The organism is Pedobacter sp. NO84 (assembly GCF_059703915.1).
The window spans coordinates 713,012-731,959 of sequence record NZ_AP046575.1 but is presented as its reverse complement, the minus strand read 5'-3'; the positions used below and the strand labels follow the sequence as shown (position 1 = coordinate 731,959).

The following is an 18,948-nucleotide window of genomic DNA, read 5'->3' as shown; positions in this document are numbered from 1 at the left end:
ATGATGCAAAAACTAATTAAATACACGTTATTTTCAGCGATAGCTGTAATAATGACTTTTCAAAGTTGTAAAGACGATTACTTTGAAGATGTGACCTTAAATCCCAATCAGGTTACGTCGCCCACCTTAGCTTCGTTATTGGCCACATCTACGTATAAGATTGGCCAAAACAATGTAAATGTGGCCACTATTACCAACCCATTTGTGCAGTATATAGCCAACCCTTCGCCTAATGCCGCATCGGATATTTATGATGCCAATGATCAGAGTGGAACATGGAATGCCCTTTACTACGCAATGGCTGATGCCAATGAGCTTAAAAAATTGGCCATTAAAGAAAATTCCAACGAATACGTTGGAGCTGCAGACGTAATGCTTGCCTATAACCTGATTCTTGCCAATGATTTGTGGGGAAGCATACCTTTTTCACAAGCATTTGTAGCCAGTACATTGCAGCCAAAATACGATGCAGACCAGGCCGTGTATAATTCGAGTATGGCACTGATAGACGAAGCGATTACTAACCTTTCAGCTACCACCACGGGCACACCACTGCCTATTGGCGCTACCAATAGCGATATGATCTACGGAAAAGTTGCTACCGCAGGTACTCCAAATAAGGTGTATTGGAAAAAGTTTGCCTATGCCCTAAAAGCTCGCCTTCTGATTAAAGTGAGCAAAACGGCTAGCTTTAATTCAGCAGCAGTTTTAACAGCCGTAGCCAATTCGTTTACCTCTAACGCTGACGACGCCGGAATGAACAACTTCATCACCCGTAACAACTGGGCGGGTGTAGCGGTTTCCAATGCAGCACAATCGCTGGGAGGATGGTTATCAGAACAATTGGTTGATCATTTAAACGGAGTAAGCTACGGGATATTCGATCCACGGATTCGGAAAATTACGGATCCAGCTCCGGCTAATGGTTTATTCATTGGTACCACAAACGGTCAAGGTAACCGCCCTCCAGGTGGTAACACTACCAAAGATGAGGTTTATATTGCTCAAAGTTCACCATGGACAAGCGATACTGCTCCAATTTGGATCGTAACCTATGCAGAACTTAAATTTATCGAAGCAGAAGCTGCACTTGCCGCTGGCTTAACTACCCAAGCTAATAATGCTTACCAAGCTGGTATTACAGCTAACTTTGATAAATTACAGGTTCCAGCAGGTGCTGAAAGGACCGCTTATCTGGCAGCGGCCTTTGTTCCGGTAACGAAAGACTTGATTTTTAGAGAAAAATACGTTGCCACTTATCTAAACCCAGAAGCATGGAACGATGCTCGTCGTTATAATTATGCCTATAAAAACTTTACGGTACCTATCGGTGCGGTATTGGGCAACTTGTTTATTCGCAGAATCGACTATGTAAAAGACGAAATCAACGAAAATAATGCAAATGTTCCTGCTGCAACACCACGTTCAACCAAATTATGGTGGGATCAGTAACAATTTTATAAAAAATGATTTAAAAGCCCTAGCTCATTGGCAGTTAGGGCTTTTTTTTATACTTTATCGTAAAATACTTGAGCATGAAAAAATACTTCTTCATTTTATGTTGTGGACTGATTTCAACAAACCTCCTCTCGCAGAATTTCACCTTAAGATCAGTTCTGAGCTATCCATTCCCTTCAGAGTTAACCGCACACGATAAAAGCAGTAAAATTGCTTGGGCAATGAACGAGCAGGGTAAAAGAAATATCTATACTGCTGAAGGACCAGGATTTAAATCACTAAAAATAACAGACTATAATTTTGATGATGGCCAAGAGTTGACCAGCTTAGCTATATCCGCAGATGGGAAATGGATAGTTTTTGTTAGAGGCGGCGATCATGGATCAAGAGAAGGAACCAACCCCGTAAACGCTGCATCAAATCCGACTGCGCCAAAAGTACAGGTTCTTAGCATCCCTTTTGTAGGTGGAAAAGTAAATGTGATTGGCGAAGGTGATAATCCGGTTATTTCGCCCAATAGCGATCAGGTTATTTTTACTAAGAACGGGCAAATCATGACTTGCTTAATTGATGGTACGTTACCAGCTAAACCGCTATTTTATGCCAAAGGTACAAATGGATCAGCGAGCTGGAATCCGGATGGCTCCAAACTTGTATTTGTTTCATCAAGAGACGATCATTCTTTTATTGGGATTTATACCAACCAGGATACTCCTATACAATGGCTTCTTCCTTCCTTTTCCAAAGATAGCTCGCCAAGATGGTCGCCAGACGGGAAAGAAATTGCATTTATCAGAAGCCCGGGCTCAGGGGGCGATCCTGATTCTATCTTAACCAGAAAGCATCAGCCCTGGGCTATATGGAAGACGGATTTCCTTACGGGAAAGAGCACACAAATTTACAAAGCTGTTGAAACGCCAGAAGGATCCTTACCTGCTGTTTCTGGTGGAGCTAACCTCTTATGGGCGGCAAATAAAATCATTTTCACGTCTTATGAAGATGGATGGCCACATTTGTATGCTATAAATAAGGATGGATCAAACAAACTATTGTTAACGCCAGGACATTTTATGGTAGAGCATGTGAAGTTAAACCCCGATCTAAAATCATTGGTATTTTGCGCCAACACCGGAAAGGAGGATGCGGCCATTGATCGCAGGCACTTATTTAGAGTTGCTGTTGATAAAGCAGATATGATTGCCCTAACCAGTGGAACGGGAATAGAAGCCTACCCTGTTGTAACCGGCAATCCATCTGTTGTGGCCTATCTTAGCTCAACTGCACAGCAACCCCTATTGCCTACCATTTTAGATGAAAAAGCTAAAACAACAACTATTTTGGCCGCGGAGCTCTTACCAAAAGATTTTCCTTCAAAACAATTGATCACACCTACGCAAGTTACTTTTAAAGCAGCAGATGGAAATATCGTATACGGACAACTATTTATGCCAAATCAGAAGAAAGCTAAAAAACCTGCAATTTTATACGTTCATGGCGGTCCACAAAGGCAGATGCTGTTAGGATGGCATTTTATGGATTATTATTCGATTGACTATGCCCTAAATCAATACCTAGCTAGTTTAGGATATGTGGTGCTCTCGGTAAATTATAGGCTGGGAATTGGATATGGCTACGAATTTCATAAACCTCTAAATGCAGGTACCCAGGGCGCATCAGAATATCAGGATATCAAAGCTGCCGGCGAATGGTTGGCCCACCAACCCTATATTGATCCCAATCGGATAGGAATTTATGGAGGTTCATATGGCGGATACCTTGTTGCACTAGCATTAGGAAAAGATTCTAAACTTTTTGCTGTTGGTGTGGATGTTCATGGCGTAAATAATAGGTTAATGAGTACCGGTGCCGAAAGGCAAACTAATGGCCCTGATGCGAAATTGGCTGCCGAAAGATTGGTAATCTCATCGCCAACTAGTTATTTAGAAACGTGGACTTCACCCACGCTGATCATCCATGCAGACGACGATAGGAATGTCCCTTTTAATCAGAGCGTAGATCTGGCCAGACGTTTCGAAAATAAAAAATTTGACTTCGAATACCTTGCCATTCCAGACGACACCCATCATTGGATGAAGTTTTCTAATGCGGTACTCGTAAGTGAGGCTATCGCAGAGTTTCTAAACAGAAAATTAAATCAAGAAAAAAAATGATTGCTGTGCAGAACTCAAAGTTGCAAAATACTTCGCCTTTGCGATGAGCGCAGCGAAGAAATCCAAAGAAGAGCAAGCCAAGATCGTGACTTCTCCTGCCTATATATCGGTACCAACTCCGTTGTCAGGCTGAGCGTAGTCGAAGCCAAGCTGAACCAAATGTATACAGGATGTTGCTCCGCAGATCCTGGAAGGAGGGGATTGGGGACAACCAAGCCTATCGCTTCTCCTGCGTCTAGATCGGCTCCGTTTAGTTGTCAGACTGAGCGCAGTCGAAGCCAAGCTGAACCAAAAGACACAGGATGTGGCTGCGAGATCCTGTAAGGGGTTTTTGGGGACAAGCCAAGCCTATCGCTTCTCCTGCGTCTAGATCGGCTCCGTTTAGTTGTCAGGCTGAGCGCAGTCGAAGCCAAGCTGAACCAAATGTATACAAGATGTTGCTACGCAGATCCTGTAAGGGTTTTTGGGGACAACCTCAAGCCTATCGCTTCTCCTGCGTCGAAGCGGGGCTTTGTTGTTCCTCCTCGCGCTTCAAGCCTGCGGCTTGGCGCTCGTTGAAACAACAAAGCCTATTTTGCGATTTGCAAAACAGGCTTGTTTTTGTCGGGGTGGCAGGATTCGAACCTACGACCTCCTGCTCCCAAAGCAGGCGCGATACCGGGCTACGCTACACCCCGAACTGGTATCTTCTTTTTTAACCCTCTTGCGAGGGGATTGCAAAGATAGGATTTAAAAACAAAAAATCCAATAAATTGCAATATTATTTTAGAATTATTCCTTCGCCCTTTTCGTGGACTGGAAAGCGGAGAGGGCGGGATTCGAACCCGCGGTACCGTTGCCAGTACGACAGTTTAGCAAACTGTTCCTTTCGGCCACTCAGGCACCTCTCCGTCTATGTAATATTATTTGTCCTCAACCATCGATATCCTTCAATGGTTTTAAAAAAATACTCTCTCTTTTGGGCGTCGCCTCTCGACGAAAACTCTTCAAAGTAATGTAAACAAATGGCACTCTACTTTTAGTGGATCTAACTTTCCCAGCGTTGTGAACCAACAATCGTTGGTCTAAGTTTTCACAACTTCCATAATAATATTTAAAATCCTTTAAACTCTTAAGTATATAAACATAGTACATCTACCTTCAGTATAAGTAAGTTTAGCGCCGCAGGCGTCCCTTCGGGACAAACTGTTCCTTTCGGCCACTCAGGCTCCAAAGGAGTCCCTTTGGGACACCTCTCCAATTCTCAAAACTACTTCTTAATAGGAATTTCCTATACTCAAAATATCCCTTTTGAGGTTGTGCTAAAGGCATCCCTTAGGCGGGACAAATATAGCAATTCATTAATGTTTGCAAAAAAAAATTACGTTGTTTGTAGATAATCTATCCGAACATGATAGATACTCATAAGCATAGTCTTGAATATCAGCTTTATAGTTTCTAAATCTTTTAAGGTAAGATCACAGTTATCAAGCTGGTTTTGTTCCAATTTGTAATTGATTATCCGTTCTACCAAAGCATTAATGTTCTGAGCATCCGGATTTTTAAGACTTCTGGATGCCGCTTCCACCGAATCAGCCAACATCAAAACACCGGTTTCCTTAGAAAATGGAATGGGGCCTGGATAACGAAAAATATTTTCGTCGACAAATTTTTCTGGGGAGTTCTTCAAAAAAGACTGATAAAAATAATCCACCCGGGTGTTGCCATGGTGAGTTCTAATGAAATCGATCACATTTTCTGGTAATTTATGCTTCCGCGTTAATTCTATCCCTTTATGAACATGTTTGATAATAATCTGTGCACTTTGTTCGTATGGTAATTTATCATGCGGGCTAGTAGCCGTATTTTGGTTTTCTATAAAATACTGTGGATTTTCCATTTTACCAATATCATGGTACAATGCCCCCGCCCTAACAAGCAAAGAATTGCCGCCGATCTTAAAAATTGCCGCCTCTGCCAGATTAGCTACTTGTAGCGAATGCTGAAAAGTACCCGGAGCCTTAAACGCTAGCTCCCTCAAGAGTTTATTATTAGTATTAGTAAGCTCTATCAACGCTACATCAGACGTGATACCAAATACCCGTTCAAATGCATAGATCAATGGATAGGCCAACAGTGAGAGTAAAACACTGAATATGAAAGGTAGAAAGCTCTGCCAATCAATCTCATTAAATGAACCCTCTCTAAGTAGATCAATCCCAACAAAAGTTACAAAATAAGCGGCTAAAATAAATGATGCCGAAATGAGCAATTGCTCCCTCCTTATCAAGTTTTTAATGCTATAGATCGCAACCATCCCCGCTGTAGTTTGATAAAATACAAATTCAAAACTGTTCGGCACGAAAAAACCAGCAATCAAAATTACCAGTAAATGCAGATTTAATGCCAACCTGGTGTCGAATAGAATCCTGATAATGATGGGTACAATACAAAAAGGAATGTAATATAAGCTGGGCAAATTTAATTTTATAGCCCAGGTTAAGGCCAACAACATGGAAGTAATAACCAATAATATTAACGAAAGCTGACGGTTATCAGCGAATATATCTTTTCTGAAAATGTACAGAAAGACCATCAACAGCGTAATTACAAATCCAACCAATAAGATCTGACCTAAATAAACCAATTTATAATCGCCTATGGTTTTTGTTTGTGCCTCGTAGGCATCTTTAAAGGAGAGTAGTTTCTGGTATGCTTCATCATCTATGATTTTGCCCTTCGTTATAATCAGCTCACCTTTCTGTACCATCCCCTTGGTGGTAGACAAGCTATTAACCGTGCTATTTTGAACAATGAGAGTTAAATTTTCATCGAAGCTAATATTGGGTTTAAGATGGCTTTCGATCAGGTCTATAATCACATCCTTTACCCTAAGATTAATAGATTTAAAATTACTTTTAAAGTAATCCAATGCACTTTCCGTAGTGTACACATCCTGCGAATTACGTTGGGAGGAAATATTATTTTCCACTAAAGAAAAATCATAGTGCTTTCCATCATTCTGATGTTTCGATGTGAGCTCTATAATCCCCTTTTTATACACTGCCTGTAGCATCTTAAAAGCAGCCTGTTTATTTGTTTCCTTATCATTATCAGGAAAAGCGTTTGCTCTCCATTTTACATCGAACTCATTTGAAAAAGTTTCACTCTGTTCCTTAAAAACGGCATCATCGTATTTATAAATAGGCAAAATATGATTTAATACTTCCTTTTTATCCAATGCAACCTGAGGAGTAGTCTTTAAAATCGCAAAGCTGAAAGGAGCTACCAAATCTTTATTAAGCCAAGTTTTACCTTTTTCAAATTCATATCTAAATCTGGGTTGCTTAGGTAAAAAGTAAGTGATAGTAAGTACGCATACCACCATCATTACATACTTGATGTTTGATGAATATTTACGGTAAAGTACTTTAGGATTTTTTCTGATTTTGGCCAAAATTGTACATTTGAGTAATTCAAAAATAAGATTATTTCATTACAATTAGCTAATTTACTAATTAGCCAATTAGCTAATTTGGAAATCTCATTTATTATACTTTCATTTGTGATATCAAATTAATATCATTATGTATACAGAAAAAATCATCAAACCGCCTTCAGGTTATTTAACCTTGACCTTATTTCTAGTTTTATTAGCCGCAGGAATTTATACTCTTTCCACGCAAAACTATATTACGGGAGCTGCTATATTTGTGGTGAACTTTATTTTGGTATTACCGGGATTAATTATTGTAAATCCTAACGAATCAAGGGTCTTAACCTTATTCGGGAAATATGTTGGCACGGTTAAATCCGATGGGTTTTTCTGGGTAAATCCCTTAACTACAAAGCAAAAACTTTCTTTACGTGCACGTAATTTAAATGGTCAGCAATTGAAGGTGAATGATAAAATGGGCAATCCCATCGAAATCGCCGCCGTAATTGTATGGCAAGTTAATGAAACTGCTAAGGCAACTTTTGCAGTCGAAAATTATCTTCAATACGTTAATATCCAAAGCGAGGCTGCGGTTAGGCATTTGGCAAATAGTTTCGCCTATGATAACATGGAGGACGAAAGTGCCGAGATTACCTTAAAGGACGGCGCTGATAAAGTAAGTGTACTTTTAGAACAAGAACTAAATGAGCGTTTATCTAGGGCCGGTATTGATGTGATAGAAGCGAGGATCTCCCATTTGGCCTATGCGCAAGAAATAGCCAGTGCCATGTTACAACGCCAACAGGCTACTGCTGTTATTGCCGCTAGGCGATTAATTGTTGAAGGTGCGGTTGGGATGGTTGAAATGGCGCTGGAAAAATTATCGCAAAAAGGAATTGTAGAATTAGATGAAGACGTAAAGCAGCAATGGTTAGCAATCTATTAGTGGTGCTTTGCGGAGATAGGCATGTACAACCCGTAGTTAATACAGGTACATTATACAATTAATGGAATTTATAGATAAGCAACAGTTAAACCTTTGGTGGCTTTATATTCTTTTAGGGCTTGAAACCGTTGTTGTGCTGTGCATTTTACTCTTTGACAAAGGCGGAATGAGCTTCCAAGACCTAAGGGATGCTTATTTCTTGCCCGTTATTGGGATTTTACTTCCTTACCTGCTTGTTTACCTGATTTGTAAGAATACGTTAACCCTAAAGATAGATCAGTGTGGGATTAATTATCATTATTGGCCCTTTGCTCGAAAAAAGAACATCTCGTGGACACAGATCGAAAAAATTTACATCAGAAAATATGATGCATTAGGAGAATACGGCGGGTGGGGAATGAAAAATCGCCTGTGGTTTAAATTTAAGGATAAGGCTTATATCCTCAACGATCAAAACCTGGGATTGCAAGTTATATTGCACAATGATAGAAAAGTGCTTTTCAGCATTTCTAAAATCGATGAATTAAGCCTTTTTTTGATCAACCTAAAGCGTCAATATCATATAGGAGCAATAGAAACAGATGTCAGAGAAAGATAAAAAAGCTTTTGTATTACGGATAAATCCCGCACTGCTGAAAGAAATAGAACAATGGGCCGCCAATGAATTTCGAAGTACCAATGGGCAAATCGAATACTTATTAAATGAGGCGATCAAAGGCCAAAAGAAACGTAAAAAGAATGAGGATTGTTAATTAGCGAATTAACTGATTAGCTAATTAGCTAATTATTCTATCTTTGCGCCACCAAGTATAATAAAAAATATCCTATGAGAGACGTAGTTATTGTAGCGGCTGTTAGAACACCTGTTGGTAGTTTTGGTGGTTCGCTAGCCGCATTTTCGGCAACACAGTTAGGTGGTTTTGCTATTAAAGCAGCTGTAAAAAGCACGGGTTTAGCACCAGAAAGTATTCAGGAAGTTTACATGGGCAATGTACTTTCCGCTAATTTAGGTCAGGCCCCTGCCACTCAGGCGGCAAAATTTGCAGGTTTGCCCGATGTACCTTCAACTTCCATCAACAAAGTTTGCGCAAGTGGTACAAAAGCAATTATGCTGGCCGCACAGAGCATTGCATTAGGACAAAATGATATCGTGGTTGCAGGAGGTATGGAAAGCATGAGCAATGTTCCGTTTTATCTTGATAAGGCTAGAAACGGGTATCGCTTAGGTCATGGCCAAATTACCGATGGCTTAATTAAAGATGGCCTTTGGGATGTATATAACGATTATCACATGGGCTCGGCAGCAGAATTGTGCGCCGAAACCTGTAATATTAGCAGGGAAGACCAAGATAATTTTGCCATAGAATCATACAAACGAGCTCAGGCTGCCCAAACTGACGGTAAATTTAGCAGTGAGATTGTTCCAGTTGAGGTAAAAGACCGTAAAGGAGAGATTACCCTGATCAGCAACGATGAAGAGCCAAGCACCGTAAAATTTGATAAAATTCCCGGGTTAAAACCCGTGTTTAAAAAAGATGGAACGGTTACCGCAGCAAATGCATCAACCCTAAATGATGGAGCCGCAGCCTTGGTGTTAATGAGTGCAGACAAAGCCCAAGAAATGGGAATTACACCATTAGCTAAAATTTTAGCCTATGCTGATGCCCAACAGGCACCAGAATGGTTTACAACTGCTCCTTCTAAAGCCATTCCACTTGCATTAAAAAGGGCAAATTTAACCATAGGTGATGTAGATTTCTTTGAGATTAATGAAGCTTTCTCTGTAGTTTCGTTAGCAAATAACAAAGAGTTAGGCTTAAACGAGAATCAGGTAAATGTAAATGGGGGTGCTGTAGCTATCGGACATCCACTTGGAGCTTCTGGAGCGAGAATCGTGGTAACGCTATTATCAGTATTAGCACAAAACAAAGGAAAGATCGGTGTAGCCGGGATCTGTAATGGTGGAGGCGGTGCAAGTGCAATAGTTATAGAAAATTTGCGTTAAACAACAATATATTTCCATGTTAAGAGTTGTTAGAAGCCTATTCATTTTGCTCCTGTTTAGCACACTTGTGTTACCTAAAGTATATGCACAGCATACATTTAACGTTAACAACAAACCAAAATTTGATGCCTATCAGGATTCATTATTGGTTTTAAGCGAAGAAACATTTGCCTCAAAAGATAATACAACGCGGTTTGAGAAAAACGCAGCTTTCGTAAAGAAACTGGTGACGGCGCTCAAAATAAATGGCTCATTTAACTATGGTTTTGATTCGCTCAAGCGGATTTCGATTCTTAAATCGCCAGACAACTCTTTCAGGATCATAACCTGGTTTGTTCCAACTGATGAAGGAACATATCGATATTATGGCACCATCCAAATGGGCACTGTAAATGGGAGTTTAAAACTTTTCCCTTTAACAGACGACAGCAACAATCTAACCGATATAAACGCAATAACTGGTAGCAAAAACTGGCTTGGTGCACGTTATTACCAATTGATTCCGATTATCGTAAATGGAAAGCCACCCTATTGGATTTTCTTAGGATGGAAAGGTAATGATCAGAAAACCACTAAAAAGGTAATTGAAGTCCTCTCTTTTGAAAAAGGAGAACCCGTTTTTGGAAAAGCGATTTTCGAAACGGTTAAAAATGGCGGACTAAAAAATCGTGTGGTGTTCGAATACAATAAACTTAATTCCATGACTTTAACGGTGGATAATAAGGTAAATATGATTGTTTTTGATCATTTGGCACCCTACGATCCTAAAATGACAGGCAACTATGAATATTATGCCGCCGACTTAAGTTTTGATGGCTTTAAGCTAGCCTGGGGAAAATTAACCTTGGTAGAGGATGTTGAACTCAAAAACGAGCCTTCGGCAAACGACGAGTTTTATGGGAAACCCGTAAAGGCATCCACTATTGTTACAAAGTCTAAAAACTAAACTTACGAAGTCTCAAAAAGACTTCGTAAGTTAGCTAATTAAAACTGAAACTAAAATCTTATACGAACCTATGGCAAATGAAAACATCAGCCTAAGCCAAGATCAGGCACTCGATTTACACCTGGAAGCTAACGGTGTTGAAACTCAAAAAATTCTTAATCATCCTGTAGGGTTATTTGTGCTCTTCTTTACCGAGATGTGGGAGAGATTTAGTTATTATGGCATGAGGGCACTATTGACCCTTTTTTTAGTTAGCGAGGTTAGTAAGGGAGGCTGGCATTGGACAGACCCACAGGCGCTGCGACTTTACGGATGGTATACTGGACTAGTATACTTCACACCAATTATTGGTGGTTTGATCGCGGATCGTGTAACTGGTTACCGCAAAGCTGTAATTATTGGGGGTTTAATCATGACTTTAGGGCATGCATCCATGGCGATGGAAGGTTTTACTAATATTTTCTTCTATCTGGGCTTGTTTCTATTGATTACAGGAAACGGAATGTTTAAGCCAAATATTTCATCAATTGTAGGACAACTATATCCACCTATTAGCGATAAAAAAGATTCAGCCTATGCCATATTCTACATGGGAATTAATTCTGGTGCGTTCCTCGGAATATTAATGTGTGGGTATGTTGGCGAAACGCAAGGTTGGCATTGGGGATTTGGGTTAGCAGGGATTTTTATGCTTTTTGGTACTATTCAATTTTATTTTGCGCAAAAAATCTTTGGTGTACTTGGACAGAAAATTAATAAGGCAGTAGTAGTTGTCGCAAATGATGAGGGATTTTCAAATAAAAAGGAAGAAGTAAGTATCATAACCAAACAAAGATTGTGGGTAATTGGTGTTTTCTCTGTGTTCACCATTTTCTTTTGGATGGTTTTCGAACAAGCTGGGGGCTCTATGACCCTTTTTGCAAAGAATTTTACTTTACGCGACCTAACGGGGTCTTCGGGCACAGCCTTTAGATGGGTGGATTCTATTTTAACCATTTTTCCATTAATTGCTGTAACTGTTGTTCTAATTGCGCTAGGTAAAAAGATTTTTAAAAAATATCCTGCAACTATATTTTTTACCGCCTTAAGTTTTATAATTATTTGGTGTTTAGGGATCTGGAAAGTTCAGAATGTTTTCTCTGCCGAAAAAACTGAAGTTCCTGCCTCATGGTTTGGGATATTAAACTCCTTTTTTATTGTTTTGTTGGCTCCATTCTTTTCTAAAATATGGGAAAGTAAGTTTAATCCTAGCGGACCGGTAAAATTTGCTATCGGATTAATCTTTTTAGGGGTTGGTTTTGCTGGCTTAGCTTATGGTGGAATGGATATCGCTTCAGGTGCCAAGGTTGCGCAAGTAAGCATGTTCTGGCTAGTATTCGCTTATTTCTTTCATACCGTTGGCGAATTATGTGTGTCTCCGGTAGGATTATCTTATGTAAGTAAATTGGCTCCAGCAAAGCTAGTTGGTTTAATGTTTGGCGTATGGTTCGTGTGCACCTTTATTGGCAATTTACTTGCAGGGTTGTCTGGTAGCTTAATTACTTCAATTAGCGAAACATATTCTATATCTACATTCTTTTTAATTTTTACCGCAATTCCCGTTGTAGCGGGCTTAGGAATGCTTGCTTTATCTCCGAAATTGCGTAAATGGATGCATGGTGTCCACTAACATATTTAACATCATTTAACCAAAAGCCCGTAAAGAAATTTCGGGCTTTTGGTTTTTAATACTTAGTTTTGACTATTCATTAATTTGTGGTCAATAGACCATAGTCCATAGATCATAGTTAAATTGCATAGGCATTATCTCTAGGCATCCTGGCTATCCACTATAGACCATGACCATCGACCGAATCGTAAATGTAAATCGTAAATCCAACAGTGTCCGATAGCCTAGTCATCATCCCTACCTACAACGAGAAAGAAAACATCGAGAAAATTATTCGTAAAGTTTTTTCTTTAGATTATGCCTTCGACATACTAATCATAGATGATGGAAGTCCGGATGGTACTGCTACTATTGTAAAATCCTTACAGCTTCAATTTTCTGAACGCTTACATATCGAGGAACGAAGAGGTAAACTTGGGTTGGGAACAGCCTATATCCACGGGTTTAAATGGTCTTTAGATCGCGGGTATTCGTATATTTTTGAAATGGATGCAGATTTTTCCCATAATCCAAAAGACTTAATAAAATTATTGGGCGCATGTATAAGTGGCGCTGACTTAGCCATAGGTTCTAGGTATGTAAATGGCGTTAACGTAGTTAATTGGCCAATGGGAAGGGTCTTAATGTCCTATTTTGCATCTATGTATGTCCGCTTGATCACCGGAATAAACATTCAGGATGCCACGGCAGGATTCAAGTGCTACCGACGGCAGGTTTTAGAAACCATTCCAATGCATAAGATCAAATTTGTGGGCTATGCTTTTCAAATTGAGATGAAATTTACAGCCATTAAATACGGATTTAATGTAGTTGAGGTACCTATAATTTTCACAGATCGCACCGAAGGCACCTCTAAAATGAGTACCCGCATTTTTCGAGAAGCTTTTTTGGGGGTAATCCAAATGAAAGTTAATAGTTGGTTCAGGAAGTACAAGCGTTGAGCGCGTGGCGATAAGCGTGCAGAACGCCAAACGCAATACGCTTACCGCTTATCTCTAAGCATCTTTCCAAAATCCCACTTATTAACCATGGCATTTACAATCATTACCAAACGTTTTGTTCGGGTAGGCTCTGTTTTGGCCATATTTAACCAATTGATAAAATAATTCTGGTGGGATTTGGGCATCGATAAAAAATGTTCGAGCAGCTCACTTTCATCGGCTAGGCAAATTTCAAGATCATCAGGCATTTCAATTTTAAAATCAGCATCAAATTCTACATTTAGCTCTACTTCTGCCCCTGCTTCTTTTCTTAGCTGTTTTCTTAAAGGCTTATTAAGCGCCATAATAAAATCGCCGTTCCCCATGGGCATTAGTCCGACACCGCTGATTTCAACCAGATCAATCTTACCCTTAACCCGAATACTTCTGCGCTCACCGGGCCTTATTTGTTCGGCAATCGCCTGAGGAATAAAAACATAGCTCCAACCGGTTTTTTCGCCATTGACATCAAATCTTTCTATTTCGGCTTTGAGGTTAATCATGGGACTAATTTATTAAAATGATTACACAAATGATTACCCCGATTATTTCTTTTCGCTTTGCGGATGATTACACCGTCCCGATAGCTATCGGGATTTAGATTACACCGATGATGGTTTTCAACCGCTGTTTATTGACGGGCTTTGTTTTATAGCCCCGACAGTAACGAAAATCCTTTTTGTCATGCTGAGCGTAGTCGAAGCACAAAAAGATTGTAGTGAATGGCGGGACTCACTTTCATCGACGCTTCTGTCCTTGCGCTTCAAATAATGGTGGACTTGAAAACGAACGTTAGTGGCATATGGCAAAGGCAGCCCCGCTAATGTTGCAATTTTTTATTGATCTTCAACAAATAGACTGAAATAAAAAATTTCCACGTATATCGGGTTTAATTAACAAAGGCAGTAGTTCTTTTGGGAAGATTGTTCCGTCAACGCTTACCGCTCAACGCCTAACGCTTATCTTTAGAACTTCTCCTCCACCCCCATCCCAAATAGTGCAAAGTCATATTTTACAGGGTCGCTGGGGTCAAATTCTTTTAGTTTTTCGGTAAGTTCAACCGCTGTTAACCAATCGGTTTGTTTTCGGGTTATCAATCCCAGTTTTCTGGCTACCCGGTCAACGTGTACATCACATGGACATACCAAAGCTGCTGTTGGAATGCTGTTCCAAAGTCCAAAATCTACCCCACGGTTATCTTTGCGTACCATCCATCTTAGAAACATGTTCAACCGCTTACAAGTAGACTTTTGGATGGGCGATGATATGTGTTTAAATGTTCTACGCGGAAAATCAGGCAGGCTAAAAAAATAGGCCCTGAAATGATTAAGTGCTTTTTCGGTTGTAAATAAGCTATCATCAAAACTACCCACCATACAGGTTGATGAAGCCAATTCTACCTCCATGTTTCCACCTCCCAGCAAATAGGCTGCATTAAATTCTCCAGGCAAGAAAGCCGTCTCTAAACTGTTGGATCTGGAATAGTGTTGCTTAAAAAAGGACACGAAGTACAACAGATCGGTATCGTTAAATGTGCGATGCTTGAATCCTAATAATCGCTTGAGATCATCATTACTATGGTTTAGCATAAATTGATAAGGTTGGTTATCCATCCTTAAAAACAGTTCGTTGCATTTGTTGATGATAGTTTTACGCTGTCCCCAAGCTAAAATTGCCGCAAAAAAAGCAGCAATTTCAATATCTTGTTTTATGGTATACTGATGCGGAATGCAAATTGGATCATTGGCAATAAAGCTGGGCCTATTGTATTGATCTACTTTGAAATCTAGAAATTCTTTGAGTTCCATATGTAAATAACTCATCGGATGACTTAAGTCATCCGATGAGTGCTATCCAAGTGCTTGCTCCAAATCTGCTAAAAGATCATCAATATCCTCTACACCCACACTTAAACGCAATAAATTATCGGTTACACCCACTTTTTCTCGCTCTGCTTTAGGAATAGATCCGTGGGTCATGGTAGTAGGGTGATTAATTAACGACTCTACTCCGCCCAACGATTCGGCCAAAGAAAAAACCTTAAATCTAGAAGCTATCCTAAAAGTTTCTTTTAAATCCGCATCCTTTAGGGTTATAGAGACCATCCCACCAAAACCACGCATTTGTTTTTTGGCTATATCATGATTTGGATGATCTTCAAATCCTGGCCAATAAATTTTATCAATTTTAGGGTGTTTCTTTAAGTAATGGGCAACTTTTTCGCCATTTTCGCAATGGGCTTTCATCCGAAGGTGCAAGGTCTTGATACCACGTAATACCAAAAAAGAATCCTGCGGACCCGGTGTTGCTCCACACGCATTATAAATAAAGAACAGATCTTTATACAATTGTTCGTTATTGGTTAATAGCGCGCCCATTACCACATCAGAGTGGCCCCCGATGTATTTGGTTACCGAATGCATTACGATATCTGCTCCAAGATCAATCGGGTTTTGCAAATAAGGGGAAGCAAAAGTATTATCTACGGTTAACCATACCTTATGGGACTTTGTAATTTTGGCAATCCCTTCAATATCAATAATTCGCATAGTTGGATTAGTAGGTGTTTCTATCCAAACCAGTTTAGTATTTTCATTGATGTAAGGGGTAATATTTTCAGGGTTTGAAAGATCCAAAAAATGAAATTTAATGCCATATTTCTCGTAAACCTTTGTAAAGATGCGGTATGAGCCACCATATAGATCATTTCCAGTAATTACCTCATCGCCAGGCTTTAATAATCTCAACACACAATCCGTCGCCCCCATTCCGCTACTGAACGCTAACCCATACTTACAATTTTCTAAGGCGGCTAAACAATCTTCCAAGGCTTTTCGGGTTGGATTTGTTCCTCTCGAATATTCGTAGCCTTTATGTTCACCCGGCGATTTTTGCCAATAGGTAGATGTTTGATAAATGGGGGTCATCACCGCACCAGTGGTTGGGTCTGGTTCTTGACCAGCATGGATAGCTTTAGTTGCAAATTTCATGATTTGTAGTTTGTATGCGTTTAGCGCAATGTAAGCTCTGCGTTCTCCGCTATGCGTTTAAATTTGATTCTGCTGTATTTCTGAGTTGAATAAATATCCTAATCTTTTCCCAGTGGGATAACCACTAGCGGCAATCATTGATTGCTTTTGGTGTAAGGTAACCTCTTTAACCTGCGCAAATGGAGGTAAAATCAGGTCTGTTTCCAAACAATGTAAAATTGATCGCTCTAAGATGTCGGTTAACTTTTCTTCGGTAATGATATTTGCACTAAAATCTTCGTATAAAAAACCTAATGCACCATCAGCTTCTACCATAAAGTGTTTTTCTTTGTTCACTAATATTCGTGCTACCAGATCACCTTCATCTGATAAGCGATTATATTTTATCGAATCGGCTAAGAAATTATGGATATAGATTACACCGCAATAGCTTAAACTTTCATCTGCTTTGAGATAGTCTGTCTGAAAAATAGAGTGACCTTTATCAAAGTTAAACACATTGGTATGCATAGACAACATCAGCATATCTCCCGAAAATTTGAGTTGTGCCTCGAAGTGACTATTCTCTTTATAGTTAACCTCTACAGAAGGATCTTTCATGGTGTAATCCTGGTATAACTTGGCTGCAATTTTAGAAAGAATGGCTTTTGTTAGTCCGAAAACATCAGCTGTGCTTCTATAAATGGCCTGCTTTAGAGAGGCTTTGCTTTCGAGTTTGCTGAGTATTTCTTTGTAGTTATCCATATGGTTAGCGTTTGACGTTATGCGCTTGGCGTTAAGCGTTTGGCGGGTAGAGTTGGCGCTCTACGCCCTACGCTCTAGTATGCCCTTGCAAATAGCACTCGTTGCGCCGAAGGTTGGCCAGTTAAAATACAAACACCATCTTCGAGTTTATTGTTTAATGGAATGCATCTTATTGTTGCTTTTGTTTCTTCTTTGATTCTTTTTTCAGTTTCCGCAGTGCCATCCCAATGCGCAGAAATAAAGCCTGTTTTGCCGTCTAGCAGTGCTTTAAATTCTTCATAAGAATTGGCCTCTGTAATGTGTTCTGCCCTAAATTGATGTGCTTTGTTGTATATATTTTCCTGTATCTCCTGAAGCAATTGTGCGATGTATAGATCCAGTCCCTCTTGGGGAACCGTAAATTTTTCTTTGGTATCCCTACGGGCTAATTCTACGGTACTGTTTTCCATATCCCTGCCACCGATTGCCAATCGGATCGGCACTCCTTTTAGTTCATATTCAGCGAATTTAAAACCAGGGCGTTGGCTCTCGCGATCATCGTATTTTACGGATACGCCTAATCCTTTTAATTTTAAAACCAACTCGCTAACAAATGTCGAGATCTTTTGAAGGTCTTCATCGCCTTTGTAAATCGGAATAATTACTACTTGGATCGGTGCCAATTTAGGAGGCAGTACAAGACCTGCATCATCACTATGTGCCATTACCAAAGCTCCCATTAAACGCGTTGAAACTCCCCATGATGTTGCCCAAACATGTTCTAATTTACCTTCCTTGCTTGTAAATTTAACATCAAAAGCCTTGGCAAAATTTTGCCCCAAAAAATGTGAGGTTCCAGCTTGCAATGCTTTACCATCCTGCATCAGTGCTTCTATGCAATAGGTATCCAACGCACCGGCAAAACGCTCTGTAGGTGTTTTTTTACCTTTCACCACAGGAACTGCCATCCAATTTTCTGCAAAATCTGCATACACATCCAACATTCTTTCCGTTTCTTCTACGGCCTCTTCAGCGGTAGCATGGGCAGTATGGCCCTCTTGCCATAAAAATTCTGTAGTGCGTAAAAAAAGACGGGTGCGCATTTCCCAGCGTACTACATTTGCCCATTGGTTAATTAGCAAAGGCAGGTCGCGGTACGATTCGATCCAACCGCGGTAAGTGTTCCAAATAATTGTTTCGGAAGTAGGGCGCACGATTAGTTCTTCTTCGAGCTTAGCTGTTTCATCAACTACAATATTTCCATTGCCATCATTTTTTAAACGGTAATGGGTAACAACCGCACATTCTGTTGCAAATCCCTCTACATGGGCTGCTTCTTTAGAAAAATATGATTTAGGAATAAACAAGGGAAAATAAGCATTACTGTGTCCTGTGTCCTTAAATTTCTGATCCAAAACCGCCTGCATCTTTTCCCAAATAGAGTAGCCGTATGGCTTAATTACCATACATCCTTTAACCGAAGAATGTTCGGCAAGGTCGGCTTTTATAACAATATCGTTATACCATTGAGAATAATCATCGTTTTTGCTTGTAATACCTTTGCTCATAACTATTTGGAACGTTTTTTGTGTTAAATTTCTTGTAAAATCGTTTACAAATCTATAAATTTATAGCTACAATTTAA

At 39.8% G+C, this 18,948-nt stretch carries 16 protein-coding genes and 2 tRNA genes; 9 read left to right on the top strand and 9 right to left on the bottom strand.

What is annotated here, in order from left to right:
- Both AC6H0V_RS03375 and AC6H0V_RS03370 read left to right on the top strand, forming a co-directional pair.
- A complete protein-coding gene (locus AC6H0V_RS03375) occupies positions 1-1,452 on the top strand; it encodes a SusD/RagB family nutrient-binding outer membrane lipoprotein (protein WP_497562298.1) in 1,452 nt (483 codons plus the stop codon).
- Positions 1,453-1,535: 83 nt separating this feature from the next.
- Positions 1,536-3,629, top strand: coding sequence for a S9 family peptidase (locus AC6H0V_RS03370; RefSeq protein ID WP_497562297.1), 2,094 nt, complete (start codon positions 1,536-1,538; stop codon positions 3,627-3,629).
- 603 nt (positions 3,630-4,232) lie between these two features.
- Here the strand turns inward: AC6H0V_RS03370 and AC6H0V_RS03365 are convergent.
- From AC6H0V_RS03365 to AC6H0V_RS03350, 4 genes are all read right to left on the bottom strand, one after another.
- Positions 4,233-4,306 (bottom strand) — tRNA-Pro (locus tag AC6H0V_RS03365).
- 126 nt (positions 4,307-4,432) lie between these two features.
- Positions 4,433-4,519, bottom strand: a tRNA-Ser gene (locus AC6H0V_RS03360).
- 22 nt (positions 4,520-4,541) lie between these two features.
- Entirely contained in the window at positions 4,542-4,763 is a 222-nt protein-coding gene (locus tag AC6H0V_RS03355; RefSeq protein WP_497562296.1) for a GIY-YIG nuclease family protein, read from the bottom strand.
- A gap of 226 nt (positions 4,764-4,989) precedes the next feature.
- Positions 4,990-7,065, bottom strand: coding sequence for an HD family phosphohydrolase (locus AC6H0V_RS03350; protein ID WP_497562295.1), 2,076 nt, complete (start codon positions 7,063-7,065; stop codon positions 4,990-4,992).
- 130 nt (positions 7,066-7,195) lie between these two features.
- Between AC6H0V_RS03350 and AC6H0V_RS03345 the strand changes: the two genes are divergently transcribed.
- From AC6H0V_RS03345 to AC6H0V_RS03315, 7 genes are all read left to right on the top strand, one after another.
- Positions 7,196-7,990, top strand: coding sequence for an SPFH domain-containing protein (locus tag AC6H0V_RS03345; protein WP_497562294.1), 795 nt, complete (start codon positions 7,196-7,198; stop codon positions 7,988-7,990).
- Positions 7,991-8,051: 61 nt separating this feature from the next.
- Positions 8,052-8,588, top strand: a complete 537-nt coding sequence (locus AC6H0V_RS03340) for a hypothetical protein (RefSeq protein ID WP_497562293.1) — start codon at positions 8,052-8,054, stop codon at positions 8,586-8,588.
- Positions 8,572-8,742 carry a type II toxin-antitoxin system antitoxin gene (locus AC6H0V_RS03335; protein WP_497562292.1) on the top strand — a complete coding sequence of 57 codons (171 nt, stop codon included), beginning with the start codon at positions 8,572-8,574 and terminating at the stop codon, positions 8,740-8,742. The genes AC6H0V_RS03340 and AC6H0V_RS03335 overlap by 17 nt, the downstream gene beginning before the upstream one ends.
- Before the next feature lie 74 nt (positions 8,743-8,816).
- A complete protein-coding gene (locus tag AC6H0V_RS03330; protein WP_497562291.1) occupies positions 8,817-9,995 on the top strand; it encodes an acetyl-CoA C-acyltransferase in 1,179 nt (392 codons plus the stop codon).
- Between the two features lie 16 nt (positions 9,996-10,011).
- Positions 10,012-10,941, top strand: a complete 930-nt coding sequence (locus tag AC6H0V_RS03325) for a hypothetical protein (RefSeq protein WP_497562290.1) — start codon at positions 10,012-10,014, stop codon at positions 10,939-10,941.
- 70 nt (positions 10,942-11,011) lie between these two features.
- Complete coding sequence (locus AC6H0V_RS03320; RefSeq protein ID WP_497562289.1) at positions 11,012-12,610, top strand: peptide MFS transporter; 1,599 nt, start codon at positions 11,012-11,014, stop codon at positions 12,608-12,610.
- A 212-nt stretch (positions 12,611-12,822) separates the two neighbouring features.
- Positions 12,823-13,551 carry a polyprenol monophosphomannose synthase gene (locus AC6H0V_RS03315; RefSeq protein WP_497562288.1) on the top strand — a complete coding sequence of 243 codons (729 nt, stop codon included), beginning with the start codon at positions 12,823-12,825 and terminating at the stop codon, positions 13,549-13,551.
- A gap of 41 nt (positions 13,552-13,592) precedes the next feature.
- Here AC6H0V_RS03315 and AC6H0V_RS03310 read toward each other — a convergent pair whose 3' ends face one another.
- From AC6H0V_RS03310 to proS, 5 genes are all read right to left on the bottom strand, one after another.
- Entirely contained in the window at positions 13,593-14,093 is a 501-nt protein-coding gene (locus AC6H0V_RS03310) for a YdeI/OmpD-associated family protein (protein ID WP_497562287.1), read from the bottom strand.
- A gap of 462 nt (positions 14,094-14,555) precedes the next feature.
- Positions 14,556-15,413 carry a TIGR02757 family protein gene (locus tag AC6H0V_RS03305; RefSeq protein ID WP_497562286.1) on the bottom strand — a complete coding sequence of 286 codons (858 nt, stop codon included), beginning with the start codon at positions 15,411-15,413 and terminating at the stop codon, positions 14,556-14,558.
- Positions 15,414-15,440: 27 nt separating this feature from the next.
- Positions 15,441-16,580, bottom strand: a complete 1,140-nt coding sequence (locus AC6H0V_RS03300) for a cystathionine gamma-synthase (protein WP_497562285.1) — start codon at positions 16,578-16,580, stop codon at positions 15,441-15,443.
- A 57-nt stretch (positions 16,581-16,637) separates the two neighbouring features.
- Entirely contained in the window at positions 16,638-17,324 is a 687-nt protein-coding gene (locus AC6H0V_RS03295; RefSeq protein ID WP_497562284.1) for a hypothetical protein, read from the bottom strand.
- Between the two features lie 74 nt (positions 17,325-17,398).
- Positions 17,399-18,871, bottom strand: coding sequence for a proline--tRNA ligase (proS, locus tag AC6H0V_RS03290; RefSeq protein WP_497562283.1), 1,473 nt, complete (start codon positions 18,869-18,871; stop codon positions 17,399-17,401).
- Between the last annotated feature and the right edge of the window lie 77 nt (positions 18,872-18,948).

Bases quoted from the DNA above. Each gene is read 5' to 3' on its own strand.
- AC6H0V_RS03340 (WP_497562293.1), top strand. From the start codon at position 8,052: ATGGAATTTATAGATAAGCAACAGTTAAACCTTTGGTGGCTTTATATT.
- AC6H0V_RS03300 (WP_497562285.1), bottom strand. From the start codon at position 16,580: ATGAAATTTGCAACTAAAGCTATCCATGCTGGTCAAGAACCAGACCCA.
- AC6H0V_RS03355 (WP_497562296.1), bottom strand. From the start codon at position 4,763: ATGTACTATGTTTATATACTTAAGAGTTTAAAGGATTTTAAATATTAT.
- AC6H0V_RS03345 (WP_497562294.1), top strand. From the start codon at position 7,196: ATGTATACAGAAAAAATCATCAAACCGCCTTCAGGTTATTTAACCTTG.
- AC6H0V_RS03325 (WP_497562290.1), top strand. From the start codon at position 10,012: ATGTTAAGAGTTGTTAGAAGCCTATTCATTTTGCTCCTGTTTAGCACA.
- AC6H0V_RS03330 (WP_497562291.1), top strand. From the start codon at position 8,817: ATGAGAGACGTAGTTATTGTAGCGGCTGTTAGAACACCTGTTGGTAGT.
- AC6H0V_RS03370 (WP_497562297.1), top strand. From the start codon at position 1,536: ATGAAAAAATACTTCTTCATTTTATGTTGTGGACTGATTTCAACAAAC.
- AC6H0V_RS03375 (WP_497562298.1), top strand. From the start codon at position 1: ATGATGCAAAAACTAATTAAATACACGTTATTTTCAGCGATAGCTGTA.
- AC6H0V_RS03335 (WP_497562292.1), top strand. From the start codon at position 8,572: ATGTCAGAGAAAGATAAAAAAGCTTTTGTATTACGGATAAATCCCGCA.
- AC6H0V_RS03320 (WP_497562289.1), top strand. From the start codon at position 11,012: ATGGCAAATGAAAACATCAGCCTAAGCCAAGATCAGGCACTCGATTTA.
- proS (WP_497562283.1), bottom strand. From the start codon at position 18,871: ATGAGCAAAGGTATTACAAGCAAAAACGATGATTATTCTCAATGGTAT.
- AC6H0V_RS03310 (WP_497562287.1), bottom strand. From the start codon at position 14,093: ATGATTAACCTCAAAGCCGAAATAGAAAGATTTGATGTCAATGGCGAA.
- AC6H0V_RS03295 (WP_497562284.1), bottom strand. From the start codon at position 17,324: ATGGATAACTACAAAGAAATACTCAGCAAACTCGAAAGCAAAGCCTCT.
- AC6H0V_RS03305 (WP_497562286.1), bottom strand. From the start codon at position 15,413: ATGAGTTATTTACATATGGAACTCAAAGAATTTCTAGATTTCAAAGTA.